Here is a 23,421-nt window from a genome sequence, read left to right on the forward strand (position 1 = left end):
CATAGATTGTATTAGACTCCATTAGATTGTAAATGTCTAATTAGATTTTTTTAATCTAATAGGATCTAATCAGGCCAATAAAGCACCTTTTCACCGATCAACCGACACATTTTATAACTCCATTATTTTGTGGCTTAATAGCTATATCTAAACATAAGACCCAATATTATGGATTTAAGATTCAGAAAACCTGAAGAAGTTGTTGCATTATTAATGTGAGAGGCTTCGTAAAGAACGGCTTTATCTGGAAATGACTCAGGCAGATGTTGCTGCACGTGCTGGTATTGGTGTGAATACAGTATCCAATCTGGAAGCAGGTCGAAATGTTTCATTTGAAAATTTAGTACGCGTTGCCATGGTACTAGGCCGATTAAAAGAATTAGAGGAACTCTTCAAACCTCATTTAAACAGTGTAGATGACATTCTTCGCTATAAGAGCAATACGGCTCGCCAACGTATCAAAAGAAAATAAACCCATGCTCAAAAAACTTAATGTTTACTACAATGGATGGGGTGAATATTGGCTTTAGGGTACACTGGTCGCCTCAACAGTAATCACAGGTCAACCATTAATTGCCTTTAAGTACAGTGCAGCGATCCGTAAAGGTTTAGAGCTTTTCTCTTACCTACTTCCATAAAAAGGTGACCCATTAAGAAAAAATTTCCTACACAGCAAATGGGATTACAAAGTCATAAATATGATACATCACCCGATGGCTAGGCGTGCTCCAGAATTTTGGTGGCTATTTAGTCCATCATTACCTACATTCCAACTCTCTAGTTTTCCAACTAGCCCAGGTTATAATAATGACCACCCAAAATACTATTGATCTATTATGAACACCTCCAATGACCCTTTACACGGCAAAAAACTTGCTGACATTTTGGATGAATTATTGGATTACTACGGTGGCTTTGAAGGTTTAAGTCGTAAAATTGAAATTAGATGTTTTTGCATAGACCCAAGTGTTAAATCATCATTGCGATTCTTGCGTACCACACCATGGGCACGTGAAAAAGTAGAAAGCTTATATTTGTACGTATTACGTCAAAAGGCAAAACAGAAACCGTAGCCCCAGGCAACACCCCTCTCATCATAAAATTATACCAGTCAGTAAAATACCTTTAGATTAAGCATGTGTATGTTGGTTATTATTGTTGATTATCACAATAAATTAGTGACCAAAAATCAAAGTACTCCACCCTACCTTAAATTACACCACACAAAATAAAAACCCTATATAACTGTTATATATAGAGTTTATTAAAATACCAATTATGTTATTTAGTGTATTTTATGTCGGTGACTCTTGCCAAGGTTGGGGTCGCGAGTTCGAGTCTCGTTTCCCGCTCCAGATTCAAAAAAGCCCTCATCGAAAGATGGGGGCTTTTTTATTGATTTGATTACAATTTTCTCTAACATCTAAAGGCAGTATAGACAATTTCAGCAAAGTCTTACCATAGATAGTGTCACCTTTACATCAATTTCTAAGCTGCCTACATGGCAGTGAACGCTGAAGGTCGTGGTGGTGACTTCTTTGATAATTTCTAAGCTGCCTACATGGCAGTGAACCGCGACATTTCGTTTTTACTGGTCTTGTACTTTTTCTAAGCTGCCTACATGGCAGTGAACCGGTTGATTTTCAATTGACGTTACCTTCAGTTTTTCTAAGCTGCCTACATGGCAGTGAACGAGCATAAATTTGATTTGACAGCATACGCTCATTTCTAAGCTGCCTACATGGCAGTGAACAAACAATCTCTATATCAAATTCAGAAGTTGAATTCCTAAGCTGCCTACATGGCAGTGAACGGGCTGTCGCAGTATCGGGTGCGACAGCAACTTTTCTAAGCTGCCTACATGGCAGTGAGCGTTGTAACTTGATCAATTCAAAGAGATTTGACTTTCTAAGCTGCCTACATGGCAGTGAACACGACATATATCAGACCGATTGTTATATCAATTTTCTAAGCTGCCTACATGGCAGTGAACTGATAAACATCCAATCGCTATATTTGAATTCATTTCTAAGCTGCCTACATGGCAGTGAACAGTGAAACGGCATAAAGTGTTTTACCTGCACCCTTTCTAAGCTGCCTACATGGCAGTGAACATAAGATGATTTACCTAGAATTGACTCCAAGTATTTCTAAGCTGCCTACATGGCAGTGAACTTCTTACCCAGTCAATAAACTCACATACTTGTTTTCTAAGCTGCCTACATGGCAGTGAACTTTTGAAGCTGTCAGGTGGAGTAATTCCAAAATTTCTAAGCTGCCTACATGGCAGTGAACCTGTAGGTATGCGTCTCAACCATCCCGGCTTTTTTCTAAGCTGCCTACATGGCAGTGAACTGTTCAGCAAGCTATTGCAGATGCTCGTGAATTTTCTAAGCTGCCTACATGGCAGTGAACTTATCTTAGATGCGCCACAGGTAACAGCTACATTTCTAAGCTGCCTACATGGCAGTGAACTCTAAACCTCTTATCACGTTGTCTCTGTCTAATTTCTAAGCTGCCTACATGGCAGTGAACACTGATAATTGTATTGATTGCTTGGGTGTTCATTTCTAAGCTGCCTACATGGCAGTGAACGAAAGCGGTGGCGGGTTTATCTATAGCGAAAATTTCTAAGCTGCCTACATGGCAGTGAACAGTCAGAATTGATAAGCCTGCGCCCATCAAAATTTCTAAGCTGCCTACATGGCAGTGAACTGACAACAACTAGCCTAACAATTGATTCAACTTTTCTAAGCTGCCTACATGGCAGTGAACCTATGAGTCGAATCAAGCTCACGAGGAATCAATTTCTAAGCTGCCTACATGGCAGTGAACTTGTGACTGCAATTAAGTTGGATTTATCAGTTTTTCTAAGCTGCCTACATGGCAGTGAACTAATACCCTTAAATGAAGACTGTATTTTGGTTTTTCTAAGCTGCCTACATGGCAGTGAACGTTGACCCTTCTGCCTTCGGCATTGTCAGGATTTTCTAAGCTGCCTACATGGCAGTGAACCTCGGGATAAACGATGTATTTTTAAGTTTAATTTTCTAAGCTGCCTACATGGCAGTGAACGGAGGCGGAAACCTCTATGCTGCTATTGCTCATTTCTAAGCTGCCTACATGGCAGTGAACTCTTACAGAAAGCTGTCACACGGTGAGATTATTTTCTAAGCTGCCTACATGGCAGTGAACTCTTACAGAAAGCTGTCACACGGTGAGATTATTTTCTAAGCTGCCTACATGGCAGTGAACCACCGAATGCTTTGAAGAAGAAGATTAAATATTTTCTAAGCTGCCTACATGGCAGTGAACACCAACCTGAACACCGTCAATAAATTGCTTTATTTCTAAGCTGCCTACATGGCAGTGAACTTGACAAACGAGCAATTTACTAAAATTATCTTTTTCTAAGCTGCCTACATGGCAGTGAACGTAAGGAGAGAGAGAGAGACTAATGTAATTTCTAAGCTGCCTACATGGCAGTGAACTCTAAAGCCTTGCTTTAGTATAGCTCTCTAAATTTCTAAGCTGCCTACATGGCAGTGAACAGTTTGCAGAAATATTAACGGCATTAGCAGAATTTCTAAGCTGCCTACATGGCAGTGAACGACCAATCCCTGCAATGATCAAACCACCCCAGTTTCTAAGCTGCCTACATGGCAGTGAACATGAAGACTCTGTTGGCTTAGATTCACCAGCTTTTCTAAGCTGCCTACATGGCAGTGAACATTATGATATTGCTTGGAATATTTTAGTCAAGTTTCTAAGCTGCCTACATGGCAGTGAACGCGTGTATGGTCTGAAAACCATTTTAGAAAGTTTTCTAAGCTGCCTACATGGCAGTGAACTAGTAGCTAAGCCGTTATTACATGCCTGTTGTTTTCTAAGCTGCCTACATGGCAGTGAACGATCGTATGTAGGGTTTGCAACTTGTCGAACTTTTCTAAGCTGCCTACATGGCAGTGAACGCAAGCCATCAACATCAAAGGTAATATCAGCATTTCTAAGCTGCCTACATGGCAGTGAACTATTTTTGAGTTTGAGTTGACAGCTTTCGAGATTTCTAAGCTGCCTACATGGCAGTGAACAGTCAATTCTAGGAAAATCATCTTATCCACTTTTTCTAAGCTGCCTACATGGCAGTGAACTAAGGGTATCTGCAACTATTGTTTCGGGAAATTTTCTAAGCTGCCTACATGGCAGTGAACAAAATGCGTGCTGCCGCTTATGTCTGTCCTGTCTTTCTAAGCTGCCTACATGGCAGTGAACACGGTGGCGTTCAAACAGGTGGATCAGATACATTTCTAAGCTGCCTACATGGCAGTGAACTGGTGCCCCTGATTGAATGGGGCCGACTCATTTTTCTAAGCTGCCTACATGGCAGTGAACGTTTCGGGGTCAAAGCCGCAGACTTGCGCAGTTTTTCTAAGCTGCCTACATGGCAGTGAACATAGTTCTATCACGTAAATTTCGCTGAAATAATTTCTAAGCTGCCTACATGGCAGTGAACAAAAGCGAGGATGAGTTTAAATCCATTAGTCGTTTTCTAAGCTGCCTACATGGCAGTGAACAAATTCGATTAATTGAGGTGACTATGCTTGCATTTCTAAGCTGCCTACATGGCAGTGAACTGCTAAATTTTGTTAAAATCTCTGCACCCTCATTTCTAAGCTGCCTACATGGCAGTGAACTCGGGGCCGTCCGTCTCAAATGGTATTTTAGCTTTCTAAGCTGCCTACATGGCAGTGAACATCGGCTTTTGGATCGGGCTAGGCTTCGGATTTTTCTAAGCTGCCTACATGGCAGTGAACATAAATGAGACGCTCCGGCGTCTTTTTTTTAATTTCTAAGCTGCCTACATGGCAGTGAACATAGAACTATACAACAATGATTTGGCTGAAAATTTCTAAGCTGCCTACATGGCAGTGAACGCGAATAGCCCTGCTATTCTTGCGATTATTGATTTCTAAGCTGCCTACATGGCAGTGAACCAAGCGGGCCGTCATTATTTGTCTATGGCCTTTTTCTAAGCTGCCTACATGGCAGTGAACAGTAAAATTAACACAAAAAATAAAGCTATAACAGTGAGTTAAGCTTCAAATCTAGTAAAAGACCCAAGTTTCAACCCACGTTTATAACTTATTGATTTTATTAAGCTGTTAAAGAGTATAAAAAATATTGGGTTAAAATTCAGGTACAGAACTCTGTGAACTTAAACCATAAGTACTAAAAACCTGAGTTTCAGATTTTTCAGCAGATTTCTTTTCAATGAACAACTTAAACCATCTCTTATTTTGTTCATCAGAAGTACTTAAACTTTGCAATTGGATATAAGGTAAATCCGTTGTTGTTACAACATTACTATAACGAGCCAATGCTTCATCAAAACCAATATCACCACGCTTCACACGGTGACGAGCCAAACGCTGTGGATTAGTTTTCACCTGTTTACGCCTATAAATGGCATAGCCTGTAACCCTACTTTCAGGAACAGGACGTATACTTGTAATATGAGTATAGTCTAACAAACGATCTAGCCATTTTCTGATGTCCAATTTTTGTAAATCTATTTCAGATATAGCAAAAATACGTAGTTTCCCACCTAAACTAACTTTAGGTTTTTTATTTTCCTGTGTTTCATAGACATAATCAGGAAAAGAAATTCCTATTGGCACTTGATTGTGCTGATCTTTCATTTCTACCAAAGCAAAATGTAACTGCATATAGATTTTTGACCAAAGGAAATAAGGTGAAATCTCAGCTTGATCAATCAAGGTGATTTCTTGGTAATAATCCATTGATTACTCCTTGCCACTTTGACCAAATACTCCACCACGAACTAAAACTGCCATAACATAATGTTCTTGTTCAGCATTAGCCAATGATTCACCTAAAGCATACTTATCAAATAAATTGAAAAAATCGACTTTATCTTTCGGTGTTCTATACGCTTTTCCTAGATTTGTAACCGCGCCATACGGTTCTATCGCAATTGCTGTTTTTTTCTCATCAAATTCAGGATACCAAGTATCAATTGTACGTAGTGCATTACCGATTTTTTGAGAATGCATTGCAGCAACATCATTCACTTGATAAAGAATTTTACTCTTATTGCCTTTTCCTTTATCTAATACCAACTCTTCACTTGGATAAACTTCTTGCGCTTTACCAACTAATGCATAAGCTTCAACTTTAATTAATAGATAAGCGGTTTCACCCTTTAAAGCCTGTGCAATTTGGTTCGCTAAGTTTTGTACTTTCTCATCAATCTGATCAAAGTCATGCAATGGATATTCCAAAGCATTAAAAGTGATTGCTGCTTGATCATTAATCGTAACAACAACTTCTACTTTTTCAGCTCCAACACGGTTACGCCATAAAAACCGAGCATTGGCTATATTGAGTGCATAGCGTTTAGCAAGCTCAGTAAAGCCATATTGTTCAATATAGTTTTTTGCTACAGCTTGATAAGAATCAAAGAAATTTTCATTGTTACAAGCAGATGGATTTTCAATTCCACCGAGCACTTTTAAGGTAAATCCAACTTTTAAAGTGTCCTGATTTTCTCCCAAAGCACATGCATCTACAGTCTGTAAATTGGCTTTCTCAACCTCTGCATTCAGTTTCATTGGGTCACCTGCAACAGCAGGTTTTAAACGGTTTGAAATCGTTCCTCGTACAGATTTTTCAATCAGCTTTAATGCTGTTTGTTCATTACGATTAGTCCAAGTTGTTCCGTAAAAATAACCATCTGATGGAACAAGTTTCTTTTCAAATGCCAATACACTTGCAACTGCTTTTTCATTTTTAGCCATGAGTTTTTCCTTTTTTCAATATCAAGTTAGTTTGTTGTAAAATTTTCACAAAGGTATAAATTATTTTCTAAATCAACATGATACTTCCATAACAGTTGATCAATGTGTTCTATACGATATGGCATCACAAATTCACCTAACGTTAAAACACTTTCTGCAAATCGATGCGGAGTATTGGCATCACGTTGATTTTTTGCTTGTCCCAGTTCGGAAATTCCCTGAAAACCAACAGCAATAGGCACAAGCCAACCTTGAGCTTTACGCTTTGATGTCCATGTCACTTTGTCATCTTGATCTAGACTAGAACTATGTATGACTTTTAAATAATCTAAAACCGCATCTAACGCATCTCTGCCCTGATTCATACTTTCTATAACAAGATCACGACGCTCAATCAGTACATGTCCAAGCATGAGCTTATTTAAGATGGGTTTTAATTCCTTATCCTGACTTTCATCTTCATCAAAATCCAATATTTGACAATTCTTAACTGCTAAAACATCTCCACTCGCAAATTTCATGCTGCACACTAGATCAGGGATAAGCTCTAAAAGTTGATCTCTTTTTTTCTTACTCAAATTTTCAATTTCAATTAAAAGTGAAACTTCTAAATGACAACGAGCTTCTTCAATAAAAGCAGGTCTACTCCCATCCTTATCTAATGGATTCGCTGTACCTATAATGGAGTGAACAAAATCCCCTTGCCCTTTATAGGTTTGCAAATTAAATTCATGACAGCTAATTGCCACTTTAGTTAAAGCCACATCACACGTTTTAGTTTGTAATTTACGTTGCAAGGCATGAACTGCACCGAGCCACGCTGTCATTGCAGGAAATCCGATGGTATATGGACTACTCATTGCATTGGCATTGTGAAGTTTTAAATGTGAAATCAATAAAAAATGACGCATTAAAAAAACTCCTTATCTTCATCCAGTGCTTCAAATACAATACCTTTTAACTCAATAATTTCAGGGCTACCAAATAACTTAGAACCATAAAAGTCTTCAAAGCTGTCTAAAATCCATTTTGCAGTTCTTCGAGCAATTTCATCTCGCCATTCACTTTCAGTTTCTCTTACATCTAAATATGCATCGTCAAGCCATATTTTTTGCTTTAGAGCTAAGGATTGATAATGCTCCTTTTTAGACCATCCCTTTTCATTTTTACGTATACAAAAGGCAATAAATAAAATATCTCCAACCATTTGACGTAAAATTTTTTTAATTTTTTTACGTGTATGCTGATTATTAATTCCAGTGACATATTTCTGTAAGCTTTCAAATTCACTACCAAATCTTTTCCAATATAGACACTGTTGAAAAAAATCTTGACTGGGTAATTTAATATTACGGTTTTCAAACTTAGGTGGACAAGTTGATAATAAATAAGCTCGTCCTGCATTTTGACTATTTAAAACACTGACATTTTGAGGTTGAGTTCCACCATACCCCGTTACAGTTAAATCAAAAATATCGGAATAGCCTATTTCATGATGCTCATTTTTCTTACGTGACTCTTTAGCTTGTTTAGTGTCTTCAGAAAAACGTATCGCATCAATGGATTGTTTTAGTCGAGTGATTAATCCTGATGGCGTTAAAATAGAGAGTAAATGATATTGTGCTTCACGAACTGGAAAATAAACTTGTTTCACTAAGTGATCTGTTTTAACAGAATGATCTGTTACTTTTATTTTTAAAAATTCTGTACTTAAAGTATCAAAGTTTAATTTTGCATGAGTAATTAGAGTTTTCAATGCTTGATCTTGCTGTTCAAAACCGTCCAATACCGTGAACTTTTCATTTAATGGTAAGGACAAAAACTTAAATACATCCATTGCAGCAGCATTGCCAAATACATCTAATGAATAATCCACATTCCCACTTCGTAAATAGCCATCATTAGATTGTTCTACTTTAGCAATCACGCTTGAAGTTTTTGCACTTGGGTGACTGAATTTACTTGGGTGACTGACCATAGAAAGCTGTGTAACTCGCTTTGCTGCATCAGGTAACCACTCATTTAAACTAAACTTATCATTTGCCTGTTTTTGTAATTCGCTTATTACCGTTTCATTTTCAGCCTTTTTTATTCGCTCTTTTAACCAAAGTTCTTTTCGCTCATTCAAAAATGTATAAATGCTTTCAGCCATATATCCCCCACTTATTATTTATCTAAAACTACAAGTCCAAATTGTTCAGAATAAACAAGTCTTTTATTCTCATCATATTCAGGTAACATAATTTCCCCATAGCGTTCTGATAATGTTTCTACCTTTTCAGAAATATCCTCATTTTCGCTCAATTTATCAAGAGAAAGACGACACAAAATGTCGTGATAATTTCGATTTAACCATAATCTTTGTTGTTCTAATTCGTTTAATTGCATGTGATGAATATTATAAAAACCATTACGATCAATATATTTTCCAAAATCATCTTTTACACAAAATACAAGTTTGTGATTTTTTAACACTGCAAAAAGCTGAATATTAGGTGAACTTTGTCTAAAAGGCGTAAATTGCTGAGGTAAAGCCGTTAAAAACCAGTTTTGAGTCAACCACGCATTGAGGGGCTTCGCACCTACTTTATTATATGAAGTTAAAGCATCAGCCATGACCGCATGTTCAAGATCAGCCAATTTTTTTACAGCTTGTAAAGGTTGATTTGCCTGAATACGTGGAACGGCATTGATATTAAAATCAACATTTGAAATATCGAGTAATTCTTTTAGATCTTTGGTCTGTAATTTGAATTTATCATTATTCATTTCACAACCTGGCTTTTCAAATGCGACCTTCGCCTTTCGTACGCCTTTCAAATTATATTGCATCAAAGCAATATTTGGTTTTTGAATATCCTGTTCCAGTTTTCGATGCCGTAATACCCGCCCAGCAAGTTGGATGATAGAGCGATAAGAGGATGGCTCTACAATTGCCCAATCAAAATCATGATCTCGACCAACCTCCTCTACAGGCGTAGCAACCAAGATAAAAACAACATGTTCATGCTCTGTTGAATCTAAATGCTGTCGAATCACATTTTCTGAAAATGCAGTTGCCTGCTCTCCTACTTTTTCTTTGCGCTTCAAAACCTGATCTAAATGTCGCTCCTGCTCACTACGTAATAGCAAAACTTGACGACTATGATATGCCATGACACGAGGTGCAATTCCTTGTGACCACTCGGCATTTAATAGATATTGAGTGAGCGCGACACATGGCGAAATATTCGCTATGCGTACCACACCAAAAGAAACTTTTTTGCCTGTTTTAATATCAATACTGTAATGATTTAGATGCAATTGTTCAGCATTCTGCTGAATTCGTTCAAAATATTGCGACTGTAAACTTTGATCTAAACGTTGTACTTCTTTTTCTGCAACAAGGTCAGCGCAATCTATAATATAAGCTCTATGTTTTACGATTTGTTTACTTAATGCATTTACTCGAAGCTCAATAAATTGATCATGTGTATTCTTATATTGCTGTATCGTTTCTTTTGATTTGCTTGAATCAATGATTTGAATTTTAGTTTTAAATTCATCAACCCACATTGCAGTCATATTTGTATTTTTAAGTTTTTTAAACGCACAATACAATGACCAACCTTGCTGATACGCATTAAAGAAACCCTCAGCTAATGCAGGTGGAATGGTTGCCGAGGAAATCATCACTTTTCGCCCTAACATCCCTGCCAAATGTACAAGTCGAGCAATCGCAATTAAGTCCTGACCGTTAAAATCATCAACTTCATCAATCACCAAATCTGAAGATGAAAGTCTCAAACTGGGTAAAATATATTTTCCACCTCGTTTGGTTTCCGTGGCTGCCATCATATGATCAATGGTGCAAGCTAAAACAGGTTTATATAAAAAAGCTTTATTACGTTGTTCCTGATGCTTTGGAAATAAAGCATTCATAAACTCTGCTTGAGGCATAGCGTCATAATCAAGTTCATTGTCTAATAGTTCTTCCAGTGACTCTGAACCTATTTCCTCAATACTTACTTCATCTGGCTGAGTATTTTTTATATTTTGATGATGTAATTCCTGAACAGCTTTTGAACCAATTAAAACAGCAAGCTCATCATTGCTCAAACCAATATCATGACGATATGAATCACCAGTTTGTAAAGTTAATGTTCTGAGTCCTAAAGCTAAGATATAGCGTAATGATTGCCCATCTTTGGATAGAGCTTGCATAATTTTAGCATTGGCAATCGTTTTACCCTTACCCGTACTCGCCATATTGACAATAAACCAACCTTGTTTCTCCACTCCCTCATTTTTTTGAATAAACTGTTGTATCCCTTTCACTGCCTGATCTTGCCATTCAAAACCTTGAGGACTTTTCTTTTTTAATTTTTGAATATCATAAGCGGGTTCCATGTCATCAGCTAAGCGACTTAAAGACTGAGCAACTCGCATTGCATTGTCACTGACCCGTACTAAATGCTCATCTAAAAATTGTTTGGCTTGTTTCGTTTTTGGGTCAGTATTTGCAACGAGTGATAAATTGGTTTTCCACGTTTTATCTGCCTCACAAGATGAATAATAGTGATCACCCAACATGAGACATAATCGTGCATGATGTAAAATCACTCGCCAACTGCCATCAACAAAAATCTGTTGTGATGCTTGAGACTCTTGTAATAAACGTGTTGACCATTTTTTAATTTGCTTGTTCCACTCAGATGACTGAGTCAACAAACCTTGTTTAAACTCAAAACACAATTTAAGACGTTGTTGATACTCTTTTTCCTCAAATTTATTTTGATAACCCCAATCTGCTTCGATAAATTCAAATAATTCAACGATGCTATTTGCAGGTTGAACCGTATATTCTTTTAACGCTTTATCATCTTTTAAATTAGGTAAACGATGATGTGACACAATCAACCATGCGACTAATTGCGCTAAAGGTGGAAGTTGGTCTAAAGCTTTTGATTGATCTGAATTTTCCACTATCCTTTGTTTGAGTACGTCTTCATTCCAACTTTGACTGATAAATAAATTTAGCCATGCTTCATCAGTTTCAATATTGCCCGATGATTGAACCAATGCATTGAGCAAAAGACAAGAAATCCATTCATGCCGTAAAGGATCGCCTTTAAATTGATTGTTTTTACTGAGGAGTTTCTGCTGAAATAAAACCGTTGCTTTGCCCCAATCGTGAAGTAGTGCGGACACTGCAACCAACGCTTTAATCAGAGGTAAATAATGCCAGTCATTTTCCCATTTATTTTGATCTAGTTTTTTCTTCGTGGTATTCACAGGCACAATCCCCTGCGTATTAAACTTATTCCGATTTCCAACGACCCACAGCAACTCACTTCTACGACGACCACGTATCCAGTGACAACTGACCGCTGTACTTTTAGTAACGGTCTTTCTCAATAATTTTTTAACAGCAATCAAACCATCTTCGGTCATGACTGTTTGCCATGTATTGTCACCAATTCGATCCGCAAAAGCATCGAGTACGCGGCGAGTACGAGCAATCGCTTTCTTTTCACACTGGCTAATGAAGGTCACAATCATAATTCACTTGCCTCTGTATTAAAGTTTTTACAAGCTTGCGTTTTCACCTGATCAAACATCCAATCCAAACAGCGATATTCAGTAAATTTTTGTAGTAACTGCTGTCTAAACTCTTGCTCTTTCATGCCCTCTTTGGCACAAATAAATGCCCAAGGCAAAACCACAGTATCCTTAATTAAATCCGCTACATCAAACACCAAAGCACCACGTCGAGTTTTACCGTGCATCACTGCAAATGAATGAGAAATGCCTAACACCCAAAGCGTGGTTGCAGCTAAACCGTAGGCGAGATAATTACCATGATTCAAAAAATTATTGGCTAAATCCCCTTGCTCAGGATTACGTTCAAAACTAAGTTTGCAACGTGTTGCCGCAATTTTATAAAGTTGCTTGGTCATTTGTGCTTCAGCAAGCAACAAATCACCAACTTTGCTTTGAGGCGGAATTTTCTTTTCAAATCCTGTTAATGCTTGAGTGATATCTTGGTCATCCAGATAAAATCCTTCGGCTTGTAAATCCCGATCTTTAGCCCAAACTTTACGGATAAATTCGATACGCGCGAACTGAAATTGTTTTGCGACCTCTAAACGTTTCGCATCATCAAACCAAAAGCTCATCCATCCCTGCATGTACTCTGTTGGACGATATTCACTTTGTGGCATCATCCATTCAATTTCGCCCCCCATAAATAAAGGTGTTCCGCCGCCACCTGTAAAACCGACCAATACTCCTGCACTGGCGAGCATCCGCATCGCTGCTTGGGTAATGGATGTGCCTGTACCCAATAAAATGACCGTGGTATTGGCGATTGGAATATTCCAATATTGGTTTTCATTTTTGGCTTCTGTGAGATATAAAACTCGACCATCTTTTTGCATGACACGTGCATGTTCAAGGTAGTAAAGATTGGCACGTTTAGAATGTAAAATTACTTTTAAATCGGAAGGATTAAGTTGTTCCATTATTGTTATCAATTTTAAAGAGGCGTTATTATTAAAATATCTTCATCCCATCTTTATTGAAATAAAATTAAGCAAGCTAACGTCACATCTTGACGCAGAATCTTCGCAAGATGCATCTGTATGGTAATTTATACCTCGATTTGCTGAAACTACTTCGTAACAACCCTCTTTAACTTCCTAAACCCCTAGTTATCTATTCTCAATAGGATTTCCATCAAGGTCATAAAGATTTACTGCTCGTGCACCAGTATCAAGAAATAATTCTTTAAAAGCTCGTATTTCAATCTTAGCTAAATTAGCCTGTATTGGCTCCATTATTTGGACAATCGCAATAGGAGCTGTAAACTTGAAAAAAGATAAACTATTAGAATGATGTTTCATTAAAGCTTTCAATGTTGTTGTAGCACTTTCAAAATCTGCCAAAATCATTCTCGGATGATCATAAGGTATTTGAGGAACTTCTGTTGCTTTGACAGTACCATCCCCTGACATCAAATCCATACGGTTTTTATAAAAATGTACCCACATTGCTTTAGGATGTTTCTTTAAATCGTCGCTTATCATCTTGATTCTTAATTTTCTCTAAATTAACATAATACGCTTATACGAAGTGCTTGAAATTTTCCTTTTAGCATCAATCCCCCAGCCAAAAAGATTTTAGAATTCAGCATACTAGAACAGCTTTTCATCATTATTCATGCTTCACACTTACTGTTTAAACAAGATAAAGCCACTGAGCCTAACCTCTCATGAAAACCGCTAACTTGAGCGATAAAACCATGATTATCTTATATCAAGCCGAGCCTTTCTCTTGTTTATAGAAAGACCCAGCCCACCAGTCACATTAGAACTTTACTAAGTCACCTTTTAACGCCACCCCTGCTAATGCCGTACCTTTCGCACATTGGTAAGTCGTGGTGCTACGTGTTTCGTTGGACTTATAGAAACTCACCAAATTGGTCACGGCATTTGCACCTTTTGCTTTTGCCGTATTTTGGAACTGAATCAACGCAGAACGTAGCACATGATCACATGAACTTTCTGCCGATTTAGCAAAACCATTGGTTTTTTTATTGGTCACTAAGCCTTTTTGAATGACCTTGCCACCTGACTTAGTGCCCGCTAAATAAAACTTGACTGAACCATCCAACACCCCATCAGCGACAGCACGGTTTACGGCTTCTTGGAAATTGAAATCATGCATTTGGTCAGCTGCGTGAGCCGATGCAATCCCACATAAAGACAATACTGTTACTGCAAAAGCTTTTTTAAAAGACATCATTTTTCCCTCATTTTATTTGAAACGTTTAAAAATTAAGGAGGTATTAATCCCTCCAAAAGCAAAATTATTGCTCATCATGGTTTGCGTTTCTGCTGAACGCATGCCCGATACCACATAATCCAGATCACCGCAGGCGCTGTCAATCTGATCTAAATTTAAAGTCGGCACCAATTGGTTGCGTCGCATCATTTCAATACTGAGCCATGCTTCAATGGCGCCACACGCCCCAAGTGTATGCCCAAAATAACTTTTTAATGAGCTAATCGGTTTTTTGCCTAAGATCCGCGCAGTCGCTAGTGATTCAGCAATATCCCCCTGATCGGTCGAGGTACCATGCGCATTAACATAATCAATATCTTTGGCTGTAAGCTGTGCATCTTTGAGTGCCAACTGCATACAACGGCCCATCATTTCAGAATCAGGTCGGGTCACATGCTGACCATCGGTATTGCTGCCATACCCCACAATCTCGGCATAAATGGTCGCCCCACGTGCTTGCGCATGTTCATACTCTTCTAAAATCAAACAACCTGCGCCTTCACCCACCACCAAACCATCTCGGCTTGCATCAAATGGACGTGGGGTTTTCTCTGGATGGTCATTTTGCACACTGGTCGCCAATAGCACATCGAACACGGCTGAACCCGCTGCACTGAGCTCTTCCGCACCACCTGCAATCATCACAGTTTGCTTGCCATATTTGATCGCTTCATAAGCTTGGCCAATCGCCATAGAACCTGAAGTACAAGCACTCGAAGTTGGTAGGGTTAAACCCTTTAAACCAAAATACACCGTCATATTGACTGCACTGGTATGCGACATCATACGAATGTAGGTCGTGGCATTCAGTTGGCTCATATTGTGCTCAATCAACATGGCACCAAACTCACGCACAGCATCCACACTGCCCGCAGAGGAACCAAAGGCCACACCTGCATCACCACTTTTTAAGATATCCGTATGCAGTAAACCTGCATCTTCCAATGCTTTTTCAGCACATACTGTAGACATTAAAGCAACACGCCCCATGCCACGGGTCACTTTACGGTTAAAATGCTTCGGTACAGTAAATGACTCCACTGGGCCAGCCAACTTACTGCGTAAATCAGGATAAATTTCCCAGTCAGGCATATAGCGAATACCGCTTTTGCCTTGTGCAAACTGCTCAAAAATTTGCTCTGCGGTTTCACCCAAAGAGGTAATCCCAGACATGCCTGTTACGACAACACGTTTCATTAGATCAAGCCTCCATTGACTGAAATCACTTGGCGAGTGATATAACTGGCATCATCACTACATAAAAACTTCACCGCTTTTGCGACTTCTTCCACCTGCCCCATGCGCTGCATCGGGATCATTTTCAAAGCATGTTCTTTCACTTCTTCCGTGACCATTTCGGTTTCAATCAAGCCCGGAGCCACACAGTTCACCGTAATTTTGCGTTTTGCCAATTCCAGTGCCAATGCTTTGGTCGCACCAATCAAGCCTGCCTTAGCAGCACTATAGTTCACCTGACCACGGTTGCCCATGATCCCAGACACTGAAGATAAGGTCACAATACGTCCGCCCTTTTTCAAGCGGATCATCGGCATCATCAGGGGTTTCAGCACATTATAAAAACCGTTCAGAGAAGTCGAGACCACATCATCCCAGTCTTCATCAGTCAGTGCGGGGAAAGCACCATCACGGGTTAATCCTGCATTCAACACAGCGCCGTAAAAAGCACCATGCTGTGCTATATCTTGCTCTAAAATAGCGGCAATATTTTCACGCTCATTCACATCGAACATCAGTACATGGCTGGCCTGTCCAAGTGCTTGAATTTCCTGAGCCACCGTTTCGGCCTCAGACTGTCTTGAACGAGCATGTACCGTGACATCAAAGCCCGCCTTTGCCAACTCCAAAGCGATCGCTTTACCTATTCCTCGACTCGAACCCGTGACTAAAATTCTTCTGTTCACACTAATTTTCCAATGATTTCATTCATATTTTCAGGCTCAAATACGCTCAACATAGCGCTGAACCGATGTTCTTGATATTCAATTTCACAATTAAACTGCCCCAAACCTTCGTGCAGATAACTTTGTTCGACCCGAATCTGCACGGTTGTACCCAAACTAAAATAGGCACAGGGTAACTGCATTTTACGCGTTCCCAATAAAAAGCCAATTTTCGGTGGCCAACCCTTGGTTTGCCCTTTATAGCCTGCATAGGCACTAATGGTCTGCGCCATCAGCTCAATACTGCTCCATGTGGGCAAGCCATTTGGCTCACAAAACATCAAATCAGCTGTGATATGAAGTTCTGCAATCGCAAATGTATCATTGGCTTCAATCAGATGACTTACAAAAACCATCGGTTTCGCATGTGGAATAAACTGTACTGCGTCCATCATGACAAAGCCGTCCCGAAAATTAAACTGATGTTGCTCCCCCCAAAAGCAAAAGAATTACTCATCGCATAGCGAATGGGTGTATTCAAATGCGGTGTAAGCACATAATTTTGCCCAGCCAAAGCATCGTCCAACTCACCTGCATGATGTAGCGGCAACCAGGATTGGTCCAATAAAACTTGCTGGCAAATAAAGGCTTCTATTGCACCCGCCGCCCCCAGACAATGCCCTGTTTTATGTTTGGTGCTGCTAAGTGCAACTGGATAATCTGCAAAAACAGTCTGCACCGCCTTCATTTCCATCGCATCATTTTGCGGTGTAGAAGTCCCATGTAAATTCAAATATCCAATATCGCCTGCTTCAAGCTGTGCCATATCTAAAGCTTTTTGCATCGCCTCCGCAGCCCCTCGTCCTTCTGGATGTGGTGCTGAAATATGCCATGCATCCATTGACTCGCCGCTCGACAGTAACATCACAGGAGCGGGCGTTTTGGACAGTAAAAACAGTCCTGCGGCTTCACCAATATTGATACCGTCACGGTTGGCACCACAGGGCTGACAAATTCCGCTCGATAAGCTTTCTAAACTATCAAAGCCATTTAAGGTCAGTTTGCATAGGGTGTCGACTCCACCGACTAAGACAGCATCCGCCAAATCGGCATTCAGCAGACGTTGCCCCGCCGCCAGCGCTTTAGCTGCCGAGGAGCAGGCAGTAGAAATGGTATAGGCGGGCCCTTCCCAGCCCAAATACTGTTGTAAGGCTTTCGCTAAACTGCCCATTTCTTGCTTTTGGTGCTGTACAGACTGCGGTACAGACTGTTGAAACTGCGCTTTTAAAGTAGACTCATTATCTGCGATGCCTGAGGTTGACGTGCCGATAATCACAGCAAGACGTTGTTGAGCAAACTGTGCTGTATAAGCATGAATTTCAGTTTCAATGTGCGCCAAAGCCGTCAGCGCAAAGCGTAGATTCCGTGAATCTGCACCGCTCAAGCTTTCAGGCACTGCTTGAAGCAAGGCTTGATCCGATGCACCGACCCAGACCGAACGCCCCGCGATCAGATCCTCTCGTTGCGACAAAGTATTTTCTGTGTGTGTTAAGGCATGTTGAAGTTCAACGGCATTTTGTCCCAAAGCCGACAGCGCCGCACTGAACTGAATACCAACAGCTGGAACAGGTTGTAAATTTTTAGTCATGATGGTCACCTTGATCATCTTCTAAAGTATTGCTCACCACACTGATGACCATTTGATAAGGCACTTGCAGATTATCCAGTTCAATTACCCCATCATTTTGCTGAATTTTCAACACTGGCTGTTGCTGCATATAAATGGTATCTGCTTTCTGTAATACATTACTTTGAGCAGCATGTAAGGCAGCAAAATTTGGATAAGTGGCATACAGAATATCACGCACCACATAATCAAAAGGCAACCGTTTCATTGGATCAATCCGCTGTTCAACTTCGACCTTTTGACCATCAAAACTGAGCTTAAACAACTGTTGCCCTGTGAGACTAAGCGCCAGCATGTCAAGCGACTGCCCCCGTTGTTGCTGATACAGCAAAAAGCTGAAACCCTGAGTTTTCCACTGTACTTCAATTTGGTCTTGGCGCTGGTAATTTTGCGCAGCCCACTGCGGGGTCGCGAGTCCTTGCGCTTTTGGGATCCAGCTTTGGCAAGCACTACAAAGCAGAGCACTGACTAAAACCCAACTGACGGTCTTTAAACGCAGCTTAAGTTTCATCGGTCAGCGACTCTTTTTTTGGTTGTTCTTCTCGGCAATATTCGGCCAAAGTGCTCAAGCGTTGCTTGGCATTACGATGAATCGGGTTGCTTGCATCCCACGCATAACCTGCCAGTAAGGAAGCAATCATACGGCGGATTTTTTCATCCTGATGGATAGAGAACACCACATCCTGAAATTCACCTGAATACCATGACTCGACATAGGCACGGAACACTTGAATGCCTTTACGCAGCGGCTTTTCATATTGCTCCATCCAATCGACTGCCTGACCTTGCAGCACTTGCTCAACCAATGGCACAGCTAGACTGGACGATTTCAAAGCAATAGTCACTCCCGAAGAAAAGACAGGATCGAGGAACTCACCGGCATTGCCCAGTAGCACGTAGTTTTCAGATGCCAAATGTTTCACATCGGCAGAGTAGCCCACCAAAGTCCGCACAGGAGTATCATGTTTGGCATGGCGCAGCACATGCGACAAACTGGCATCATCGGCCAAAATACGTTTTTGCAAGGCTTCTAAATCGTAATCTGCACTACCGTCATAACCATATTTTTCAAAGAAATCCTGCTCCGCCACGATGCCAAATGAAGAACGCCCATCGGCAAAGGGAATCAGCCAATACCATGCACGGTGGTCTTTTTCATGTACGGTAATTAAAATTTTCTCACGGTCAAACTCAGGGTCATTCAATAGACCGTCTTCAATGTGGGTAAAGACCGCACGGCGCACAGGAAAGTCCGATGGGCTTTCTAAGTCGAGAAACTTCGGCAAAATACGGCCAAAACCACTGGCATCTAACAGGAACTTGCCTTGAATTTGGTAGCTGTTGCCTTGCGCATCTTTGACCGTCAAAATCGGCTGTGTGGATTTGACATCGACGGCCAAGACTTCATGGCCAAAACGGATGTCCGCGCCCACTTTTTCGGCTTGCTGTGCCAAAAGCTGGTCAAAGTTGGCACGTCGGACCTGCCATGTAGTGCCTGGGCCTTCACTAAATTTTTGGGTAAAGTCATAAAAACTACGCTGTCTGCCTCTTAAAAAAGCCGCGCCATTTTTAAACTGAAAGGCATATTCGTCGGCATGTGCACGCACCGTTTCCAATAAACCCGCTTCTTCTAAAAACACCATACACTGCGGCAATAAAGACTCGCCAATGGAAAAACGCGGAAAATATTGCTTTTCAATCACCGTGACTTGATGGCCTTTTTGGCGTAGCAAAGCTGCAGCCGAGCTGCCTGATGGTCCCGCCCCAATAATTAAAACATCTGTCTGTTGCATGGTGCTCATTGCACTGTACCCTTTGACTCAGCTCTTTGGCTGATATTGTTGAACCACCACATGTTTTGCATCGGAGGATGTAAAAAGTGTGGCATAAATAAATGAAAAAATAACGCCTAGCAACACTGTTAAGCCAAAACTGTGAATGGCATAGGTATGACTAAAGGACAGCAAACCAAAACTAAAAAACGTCGACATCATGCACAGGAATAAAGCCATCCCCACCACCTGCGGATGATCATGTCCGTGGCGGTAGAAAATCGCATAGTCCACCCCAATCCCAATGATTAGGAAGGTACCCATAATGCTGAATAAATTAATCTCGACACCCAGCCATGCTTGAATCGCAAACGTGGTCATTAAGGCCATGCTGACAGGCAACACCAAAGGCAGAATTGATTTTTTGCCATATAGTGCCCCTAAGCCAATGGCTAAAATCAGCAAAGCGCTGAGTAATAGCCACTGTGCCTGCTCACGGTGCTGTTTAAACAATTCAGACAGTTGATGAACGGGACGTAACAGTTGCACATCAGCATTCTCAAGCTGCTGTACGGCATGTACATCATGCACATTTTGCAGCATCACCAAACGTTCTGTCGGACTCATCTGCAAAAAATGCAGAGGATGATCTTTAAAGATGGCTTCGGTCAGCAACGGCTGGTCTTTTAAATGCGCTTGCCAGTTTAAAACATCGGCGGTATTGAGCTGTAACGCTTGCGCATATTCCACCAAAGCAGGCTGGGGAATCGCCTGTAACATCGCAATATTGTGTTTTTGCTGCTCAAGCGATGGAATCCATTGCCCTAAAGCTTGTACAGCATCTAGCTTTCCAGCCTGCTGCAAGGGCGCAAGCTCTGCCAGTAGTTGCTGTTCGCGCTGCTCCAACTCTGCTGGGGTTCTGCCCTGTACCACAAAGTATTCACTGCTTTGCTGTTGCATAAAACGCGAACGAATATATTGATCTTCCTGCTTTAAAGTGGCATCCATACTTTGTAAATTGCGGATGTCATCATTGCTTTTCAGCAAGGCGAGACTACTACCCATCACCAGTAGAATCAGTGCAATCATGCTATAACGCAGCGTATTTCGACTCTGCACATAACTGCGTGCTTTGCCAATAAAGCCCAGTGCACGTATCGCAGGTTCCGCATTCAACGCAGGCAAACGTGGCAGCAATAAAATACTGGTCACCCATGCGGCGCTCAGTCCAACCATGGAAAAGACCGCAATCTGCTTAAAACCCGGAAATGGGGTAAAACTCAGCACTACATAAGCCAACAATGTGGTCATCAAACCCACAAATAGGCTTGGCAATAATGGCCGTAGAACTGCAAATCCATCCACCTTTCGATGCTGAGACTGCATGGCCATAAAGTAAAATGAAAAATCGACACAGACCCCTATCAGACTGGCGCCAAAGACCAGTGTCATCAGGTGAATTTCACCGAAAACCCAATACGTCACCGCAAAGGCCACCAGACTGCCGGTACCTACTGCAACCATTTCCGTCAGCATCGGGCGTATCGAACGGAAGCCAAACCAGACCAGCAGTAATATTCCGATGGTCGAACCCACGCCAATAGTCGAGATTTCCTCTTTGGCAGAATTGGTGCCAAACTGTGCAAACAACAGTGTGCCTGTCCAGTGTGGTCTAACCTGCAACTGGTTGAGTTGCTGATTGATATTTTGAATAAAAGCAGCGGTTTGCTCTTGGTAGGCAATGTTATAGGGGCTGTTGTTGAGCTGAAGTACCATCAGGCGCGAGATACCTTGCTCATCACGAATGGTCGCAAAGCCCTGCTCTAAGTTGACATCGGCATTGCTTTGTAAAGTACTTAAACCCACTGCATAACGCGGAAACAGCAATAAAGGATCTTGCTTGAGCATGTCAGCCGTGATTGGCATGCCCGGACTCATCAGTTGTAATAAGCCCTGCTCCATCAACGCGGCATCATCCTGCCCTTGCACAATCTGTTGATCTGTCTTAGATAATAGCCCTGCTTTGTGCTGATACAGCGCTTGGGCAAATTGATCAGGATCAAGCTGTGGACGAACAGGTAAAAACAGCTGACTGTGGTCGGCTTGGGTTTTGAGTGCTTGCGTTGCCTGTTCGAGTTGCTGATCTGTTTTGGCATCCAGCACCACAAAAACTTTGTCATTTAACTGCTGACTGACATATTGCTGTGCTTGTTCCAGATGAGCATCTTGATGGGCTTCAGGCAACAAAGCAAAAATATTGGTCTCAATCTTAATGCCTTTATTCAGCCAAGCCACGCCCAGTGCCAAAGCAATGACACACAGCACCAACAGCCACAGGGCGCTAAATTTATTTTGCCAATTGGAAAAGCGCATTTTCCGCAGCCGTTAAAGTTTGAGGTTGAGCCGTTTGTTGGCTAAAACGAATGATGGTGCGGTTATTGGCTTGTTCCAAAATCGTAATACGGTCTACATAACGCTGACCTTGCGCATCAACTTGGACAAAAAGCTTTTTAAACAGACCACTTTTCGGTGTCAAACTGACATTCCACTGCGTCGGACTATAATTGGCAGACACCACGTTAAAGTTTTTAGCGAGTGCCACTTCATTGCCCGACATCAACTGTAAAAACATCGTCGCTACAGAGCCATAAGGAGTCTTATCGACTTCAATTTGACTGGACGTGCGCTGCGTCTTTTGTACCAGCTTACGCGGTGTCACCACCAAATCGGCTTTGACTGGACTTTGAATCTGCCACAGCACCCCTTGGTTTTTGCTGAACAGCACCGTACCTTTGGACACATAGGTTTTATTCAGAGCGGCCAGTTTTTTCTGCTGCTCAAATTGGGCACGCACCACAGGCGTTGCACCGAGCTGAGCAAACACCTGCTTCAATTCAGTATTTTGTGCATTCACTGCGGGAGCAAGCAGTGTCATCATACTGGCTGTACATGCAACCAAAATCGGCTTAAAAAATTTGTATCGAATCATGCTTGCATTACTCCGCTTTAAATTCAGGCCATGCATTTAAACAGTCCAGCAACACCTGTGGTGACTGGAAGCACATTTCACGTTTTTCAATATGTACTGCCACTTGTGAGGTATAACCCTTGGTCAGCTTTCTGCCTGAAACCGCATCGAAAATCAGATATTCGATTTTTAAGCGATTTTCCCATTCTTTCAAAACGGCGCGCACACGAATTTTTTGCTCAAACTCAATGCCTTGTACATAGCGGACATGACTTTCAATCACCGGCCATGCATAGCCCGAGTCACGCATTTGGTTATAGTTATAGTGAAATTGATCCAGCAGTTTGCAACGTGCGATTTCAAAATATTTTAAATAATGCCCGTGCCACACCACATTCATGGTGTCGACATCATGAAAAGGCACTTCAATGATTACATCAGCATGCATGCC

At 41.1% G+C, this 23,421-nt stretch carries 18 protein-coding genes, 2 pseudogenes and 1 CRISPR repeat array; of the genes and pseudogenes, 3 read left to right on the top strand and 17 right to left on the bottom strand.

Annotation, left to right across the window (positions count from 1 at the left end):
- Window positions 1-168 precede the first annotated feature (168 nt).
- From ACZ8ZH_RS17170 to ACZ8ZH_RS17180, 3 genes and pseudogenes are all read left to right on the top strand, one after another.
- Window positions 169-472: pseudogene (locus ACZ8ZH_RS17170) on the top strand (helix-turn-helix transcriptional regulator).
- A gap of 64 nt (window positions 473-536) precedes the next feature.
- Window positions 537-718 (top strand): annotated as a pseudogene (locus ACZ8ZH_RS17175) (type II toxin-antitoxin system HipA family toxin); the annotation flags it as partial.
- Window positions 719-836: 118 nt separating this feature from the next.
- Window positions 837-1,073: a VF530 family protein gene (locus ACZ8ZH_RS17180; RefSeq protein ID WP_002058193.1), complete on the top strand. Its 237-nt coding sequence runs from the start codon at window positions 837-839 to the stop codon at window positions 1,071-1,073.
- Window positions 1,074-1,485: 412 nt separating this feature from the next.
- A CRISPR array of direct repeats spans window positions 1,486-5,054; the repeat unit is 28 nt; unit sequence TTTCTAAGCTGCCTACATGGCAGTGAAC.
- Between the two features lie 132 nt (window positions 5,055-5,186).
- Here ACZ8ZH_RS17180 and cas6f read toward each other — a convergent pair.
- The 17 genes from cas6f to ACZ8ZH_RS17265 form a co-directional block, all read right to left on the bottom strand.
- Window positions 5,187-5,801, bottom strand: coding sequence for a type I-F CRISPR-associated endoribonuclease Cas6/Csy4 (gene cas6f, locus ACZ8ZH_RS17185; RefSeq protein WP_119064432.1), 615 nt, complete (start codon window positions 5,799-5,801; stop codon window positions 5,187-5,189).
- A gap of 3 nt (window positions 5,802-5,804) precedes the next feature.
- Window positions 5,805-6,818 carry a type I-F CRISPR-associated protein Csy3 gene (gene csy3, locus ACZ8ZH_RS17190; RefSeq protein WP_119064434.1) on the bottom strand — a complete coding sequence of 338 codons (1,014 nt, stop codon included), beginning with the start codon at window positions 6,816-6,818 and terminating at the stop codon, window positions 5,805-5,807.
- Window positions 6,819-6,844: 26 nt separating this feature from the next.
- Entirely contained in the window at window positions 6,845-7,729 is an 885-nt protein-coding gene (gene csy2 / locus ACZ8ZH_RS17195; RefSeq protein WP_110975694.1) for a type I-F CRISPR-associated protein Csy2, read from the bottom strand.
- Window positions 7,729-8,970 carry a type I-F CRISPR-associated protein Csy1 gene (gene csy1, locus ACZ8ZH_RS17200; protein WP_119064436.1) on the bottom strand — a complete coding sequence of 414 codons (1,242 nt, stop codon included), beginning with the start codon at window positions 8,968-8,970 and terminating at the stop codon, window positions 7,729-7,731. The genes csy2 and csy1 overlap by 1 nt, the downstream gene beginning before the upstream one ends.
- A 14-nt stretch (window positions 8,971-8,984) precedes the next feature.
- Window positions 8,985-12,359: a type I-F CRISPR-associated helicase Cas3f gene (cas3f, locus tag ACZ8ZH_RS17205; protein ID WP_119064438.1), complete on the bottom strand. Its 3,375-nt coding sequence runs from the start codon at window positions 12,357-12,359 to the stop codon at window positions 8,985-8,987.
- Window positions 12,356-13,321 carry a type I-F CRISPR-associated endonuclease Cas1f gene (gene cas1f, locus ACZ8ZH_RS17210; protein ID WP_119064441.1) on the bottom strand — a complete coding sequence of 322 codons (966 nt, stop codon included), beginning with the start codon at window positions 13,319-13,321 and terminating at the stop codon, window positions 12,356-12,358. The genes cas3f and cas1f overlap by 4 nt, the downstream gene beginning before the upstream one ends.
- 189 nt (window positions 13,322-13,510) lie before the next feature.
- Entirely contained in the window at window positions 13,511-13,885 is a 375-nt protein-coding gene (locus tag ACZ8ZH_RS17215) for a rod shape-determining protein (protein ID WP_119064442.1), read from the bottom strand.
- A 280-nt stretch (window positions 13,886-14,165) separates the two neighbouring features.
- The gene (locus ACZ8ZH_RS17220) at window positions 14,166-14,600 is read right to left on the bottom strand and encodes an excinuclease (protein WP_119064539.1); all 435 of its coding nucleotides are present in this window, start codon (window positions 14,598-14,600) and stop codon (window positions 14,166-14,168) included.
- Window positions 14,601-14,615: 15 nt separating this feature from the next.
- Window positions 14,616-15,839 (bottom strand): beta-ketoacyl-ACP synthase, encoded by a 1,224-nt coding sequence (locus ACZ8ZH_RS17225; RefSeq protein WP_119064444.1) that lies wholly within the window; start codon window positions 15,837-15,839, stop codon window positions 14,616-14,618.
- Window positions 15,839-16,564 carry a 3-ketoacyl-ACP reductase FabG2 gene (locus ACZ8ZH_RS17230; protein ID WP_068909339.1) on the bottom strand — a complete coding sequence of 242 codons (726 nt, stop codon included), beginning with the start codon at window positions 16,562-16,564 and terminating at the stop codon, window positions 15,839-15,841. Before ACZ8ZH_RS17230 ends, ACZ8ZH_RS17225 begins: the two co-directional genes overlap by 1 nt.
- Window positions 16,561-16,998 carry a hotdog family protein gene (locus tag ACZ8ZH_RS17235; protein ID WP_068909341.1) on the bottom strand — a complete coding sequence of 146 codons (438 nt, stop codon included), beginning with the start codon at window positions 16,996-16,998 and terminating at the stop codon, window positions 16,561-16,563. The genes ACZ8ZH_RS17230 and ACZ8ZH_RS17235 overlap by 4 nt, the downstream gene beginning before the upstream one ends.
- A complete protein-coding gene (locus ACZ8ZH_RS17240) occupies window positions 16,995-18,191 on the bottom strand; it encodes a beta-ketoacyl-[acyl-carrier-protein] synthase family protein (protein ID WP_119064446.1) in 1,197 nt (398 codons plus the stop codon). Before ACZ8ZH_RS17240 ends, ACZ8ZH_RS17235 begins: the two co-directional genes overlap by 4 nt.
- A complete protein-coding gene (locus tag ACZ8ZH_RS17245) occupies window positions 18,184-18,741 on the bottom strand; it encodes a DUF3261 domain-containing protein (protein WP_119064448.1) in 558 nt (185 codons plus the stop codon). Before ACZ8ZH_RS17245 ends, ACZ8ZH_RS17240 begins: the two co-directional genes overlap by 8 nt.
- The gene (locus tag ACZ8ZH_RS17250) at window positions 18,731-20,032 is read right to left on the bottom strand and encodes an NAD(P)/FAD-dependent oxidoreductase (RefSeq protein WP_119064450.1); all 1,302 of its coding nucleotides are present in this window, start codon (window positions 20,030-20,032) and stop codon (window positions 18,731-18,733) included. The genes ACZ8ZH_RS17245 and ACZ8ZH_RS17250 overlap by 11 nt, the downstream gene beginning before the upstream one ends.
- An 18-nt stretch (window positions 20,033-20,050) precedes the next feature.
- Window positions 20,051-22,375: an MMPL family transporter gene (locus tag ACZ8ZH_RS17255; protein WP_119064452.1), complete on the bottom strand. Its 2,325-nt coding sequence runs from the start codon at window positions 22,373-22,375 to the stop codon at window positions 20,051-20,053.
- On the bottom strand, window positions 22,350-22,991 hold the full coding sequence (locus ACZ8ZH_RS17260) for a LolA family protein (protein ID WP_119064541.1): 642 nt from the start codon (window positions 22,989-22,991) through the stop codon (window positions 22,350-22,352). The genes ACZ8ZH_RS17255 and ACZ8ZH_RS17260 overlap by 26 nt, the downstream gene beginning before the upstream one ends.
- A 7-nt stretch (window positions 22,992-22,998) precedes the next feature.
- Window positions 22,999-23,418 carry an acyl-CoA thioesterase gene (locus ACZ8ZH_RS17265; protein WP_005012597.1) on the bottom strand — a complete coding sequence of 140 codons (420 nt, stop codon included), beginning with the start codon at window positions 23,416-23,418 and terminating at the stop codon, window positions 22,999-23,001.
- Between the last annotated feature and the right edge of the window lie 3 nt (window positions 23,419-23,421).

Source organism: Acinetobacter sp. SW-226 (assembly GCF_055632855.1).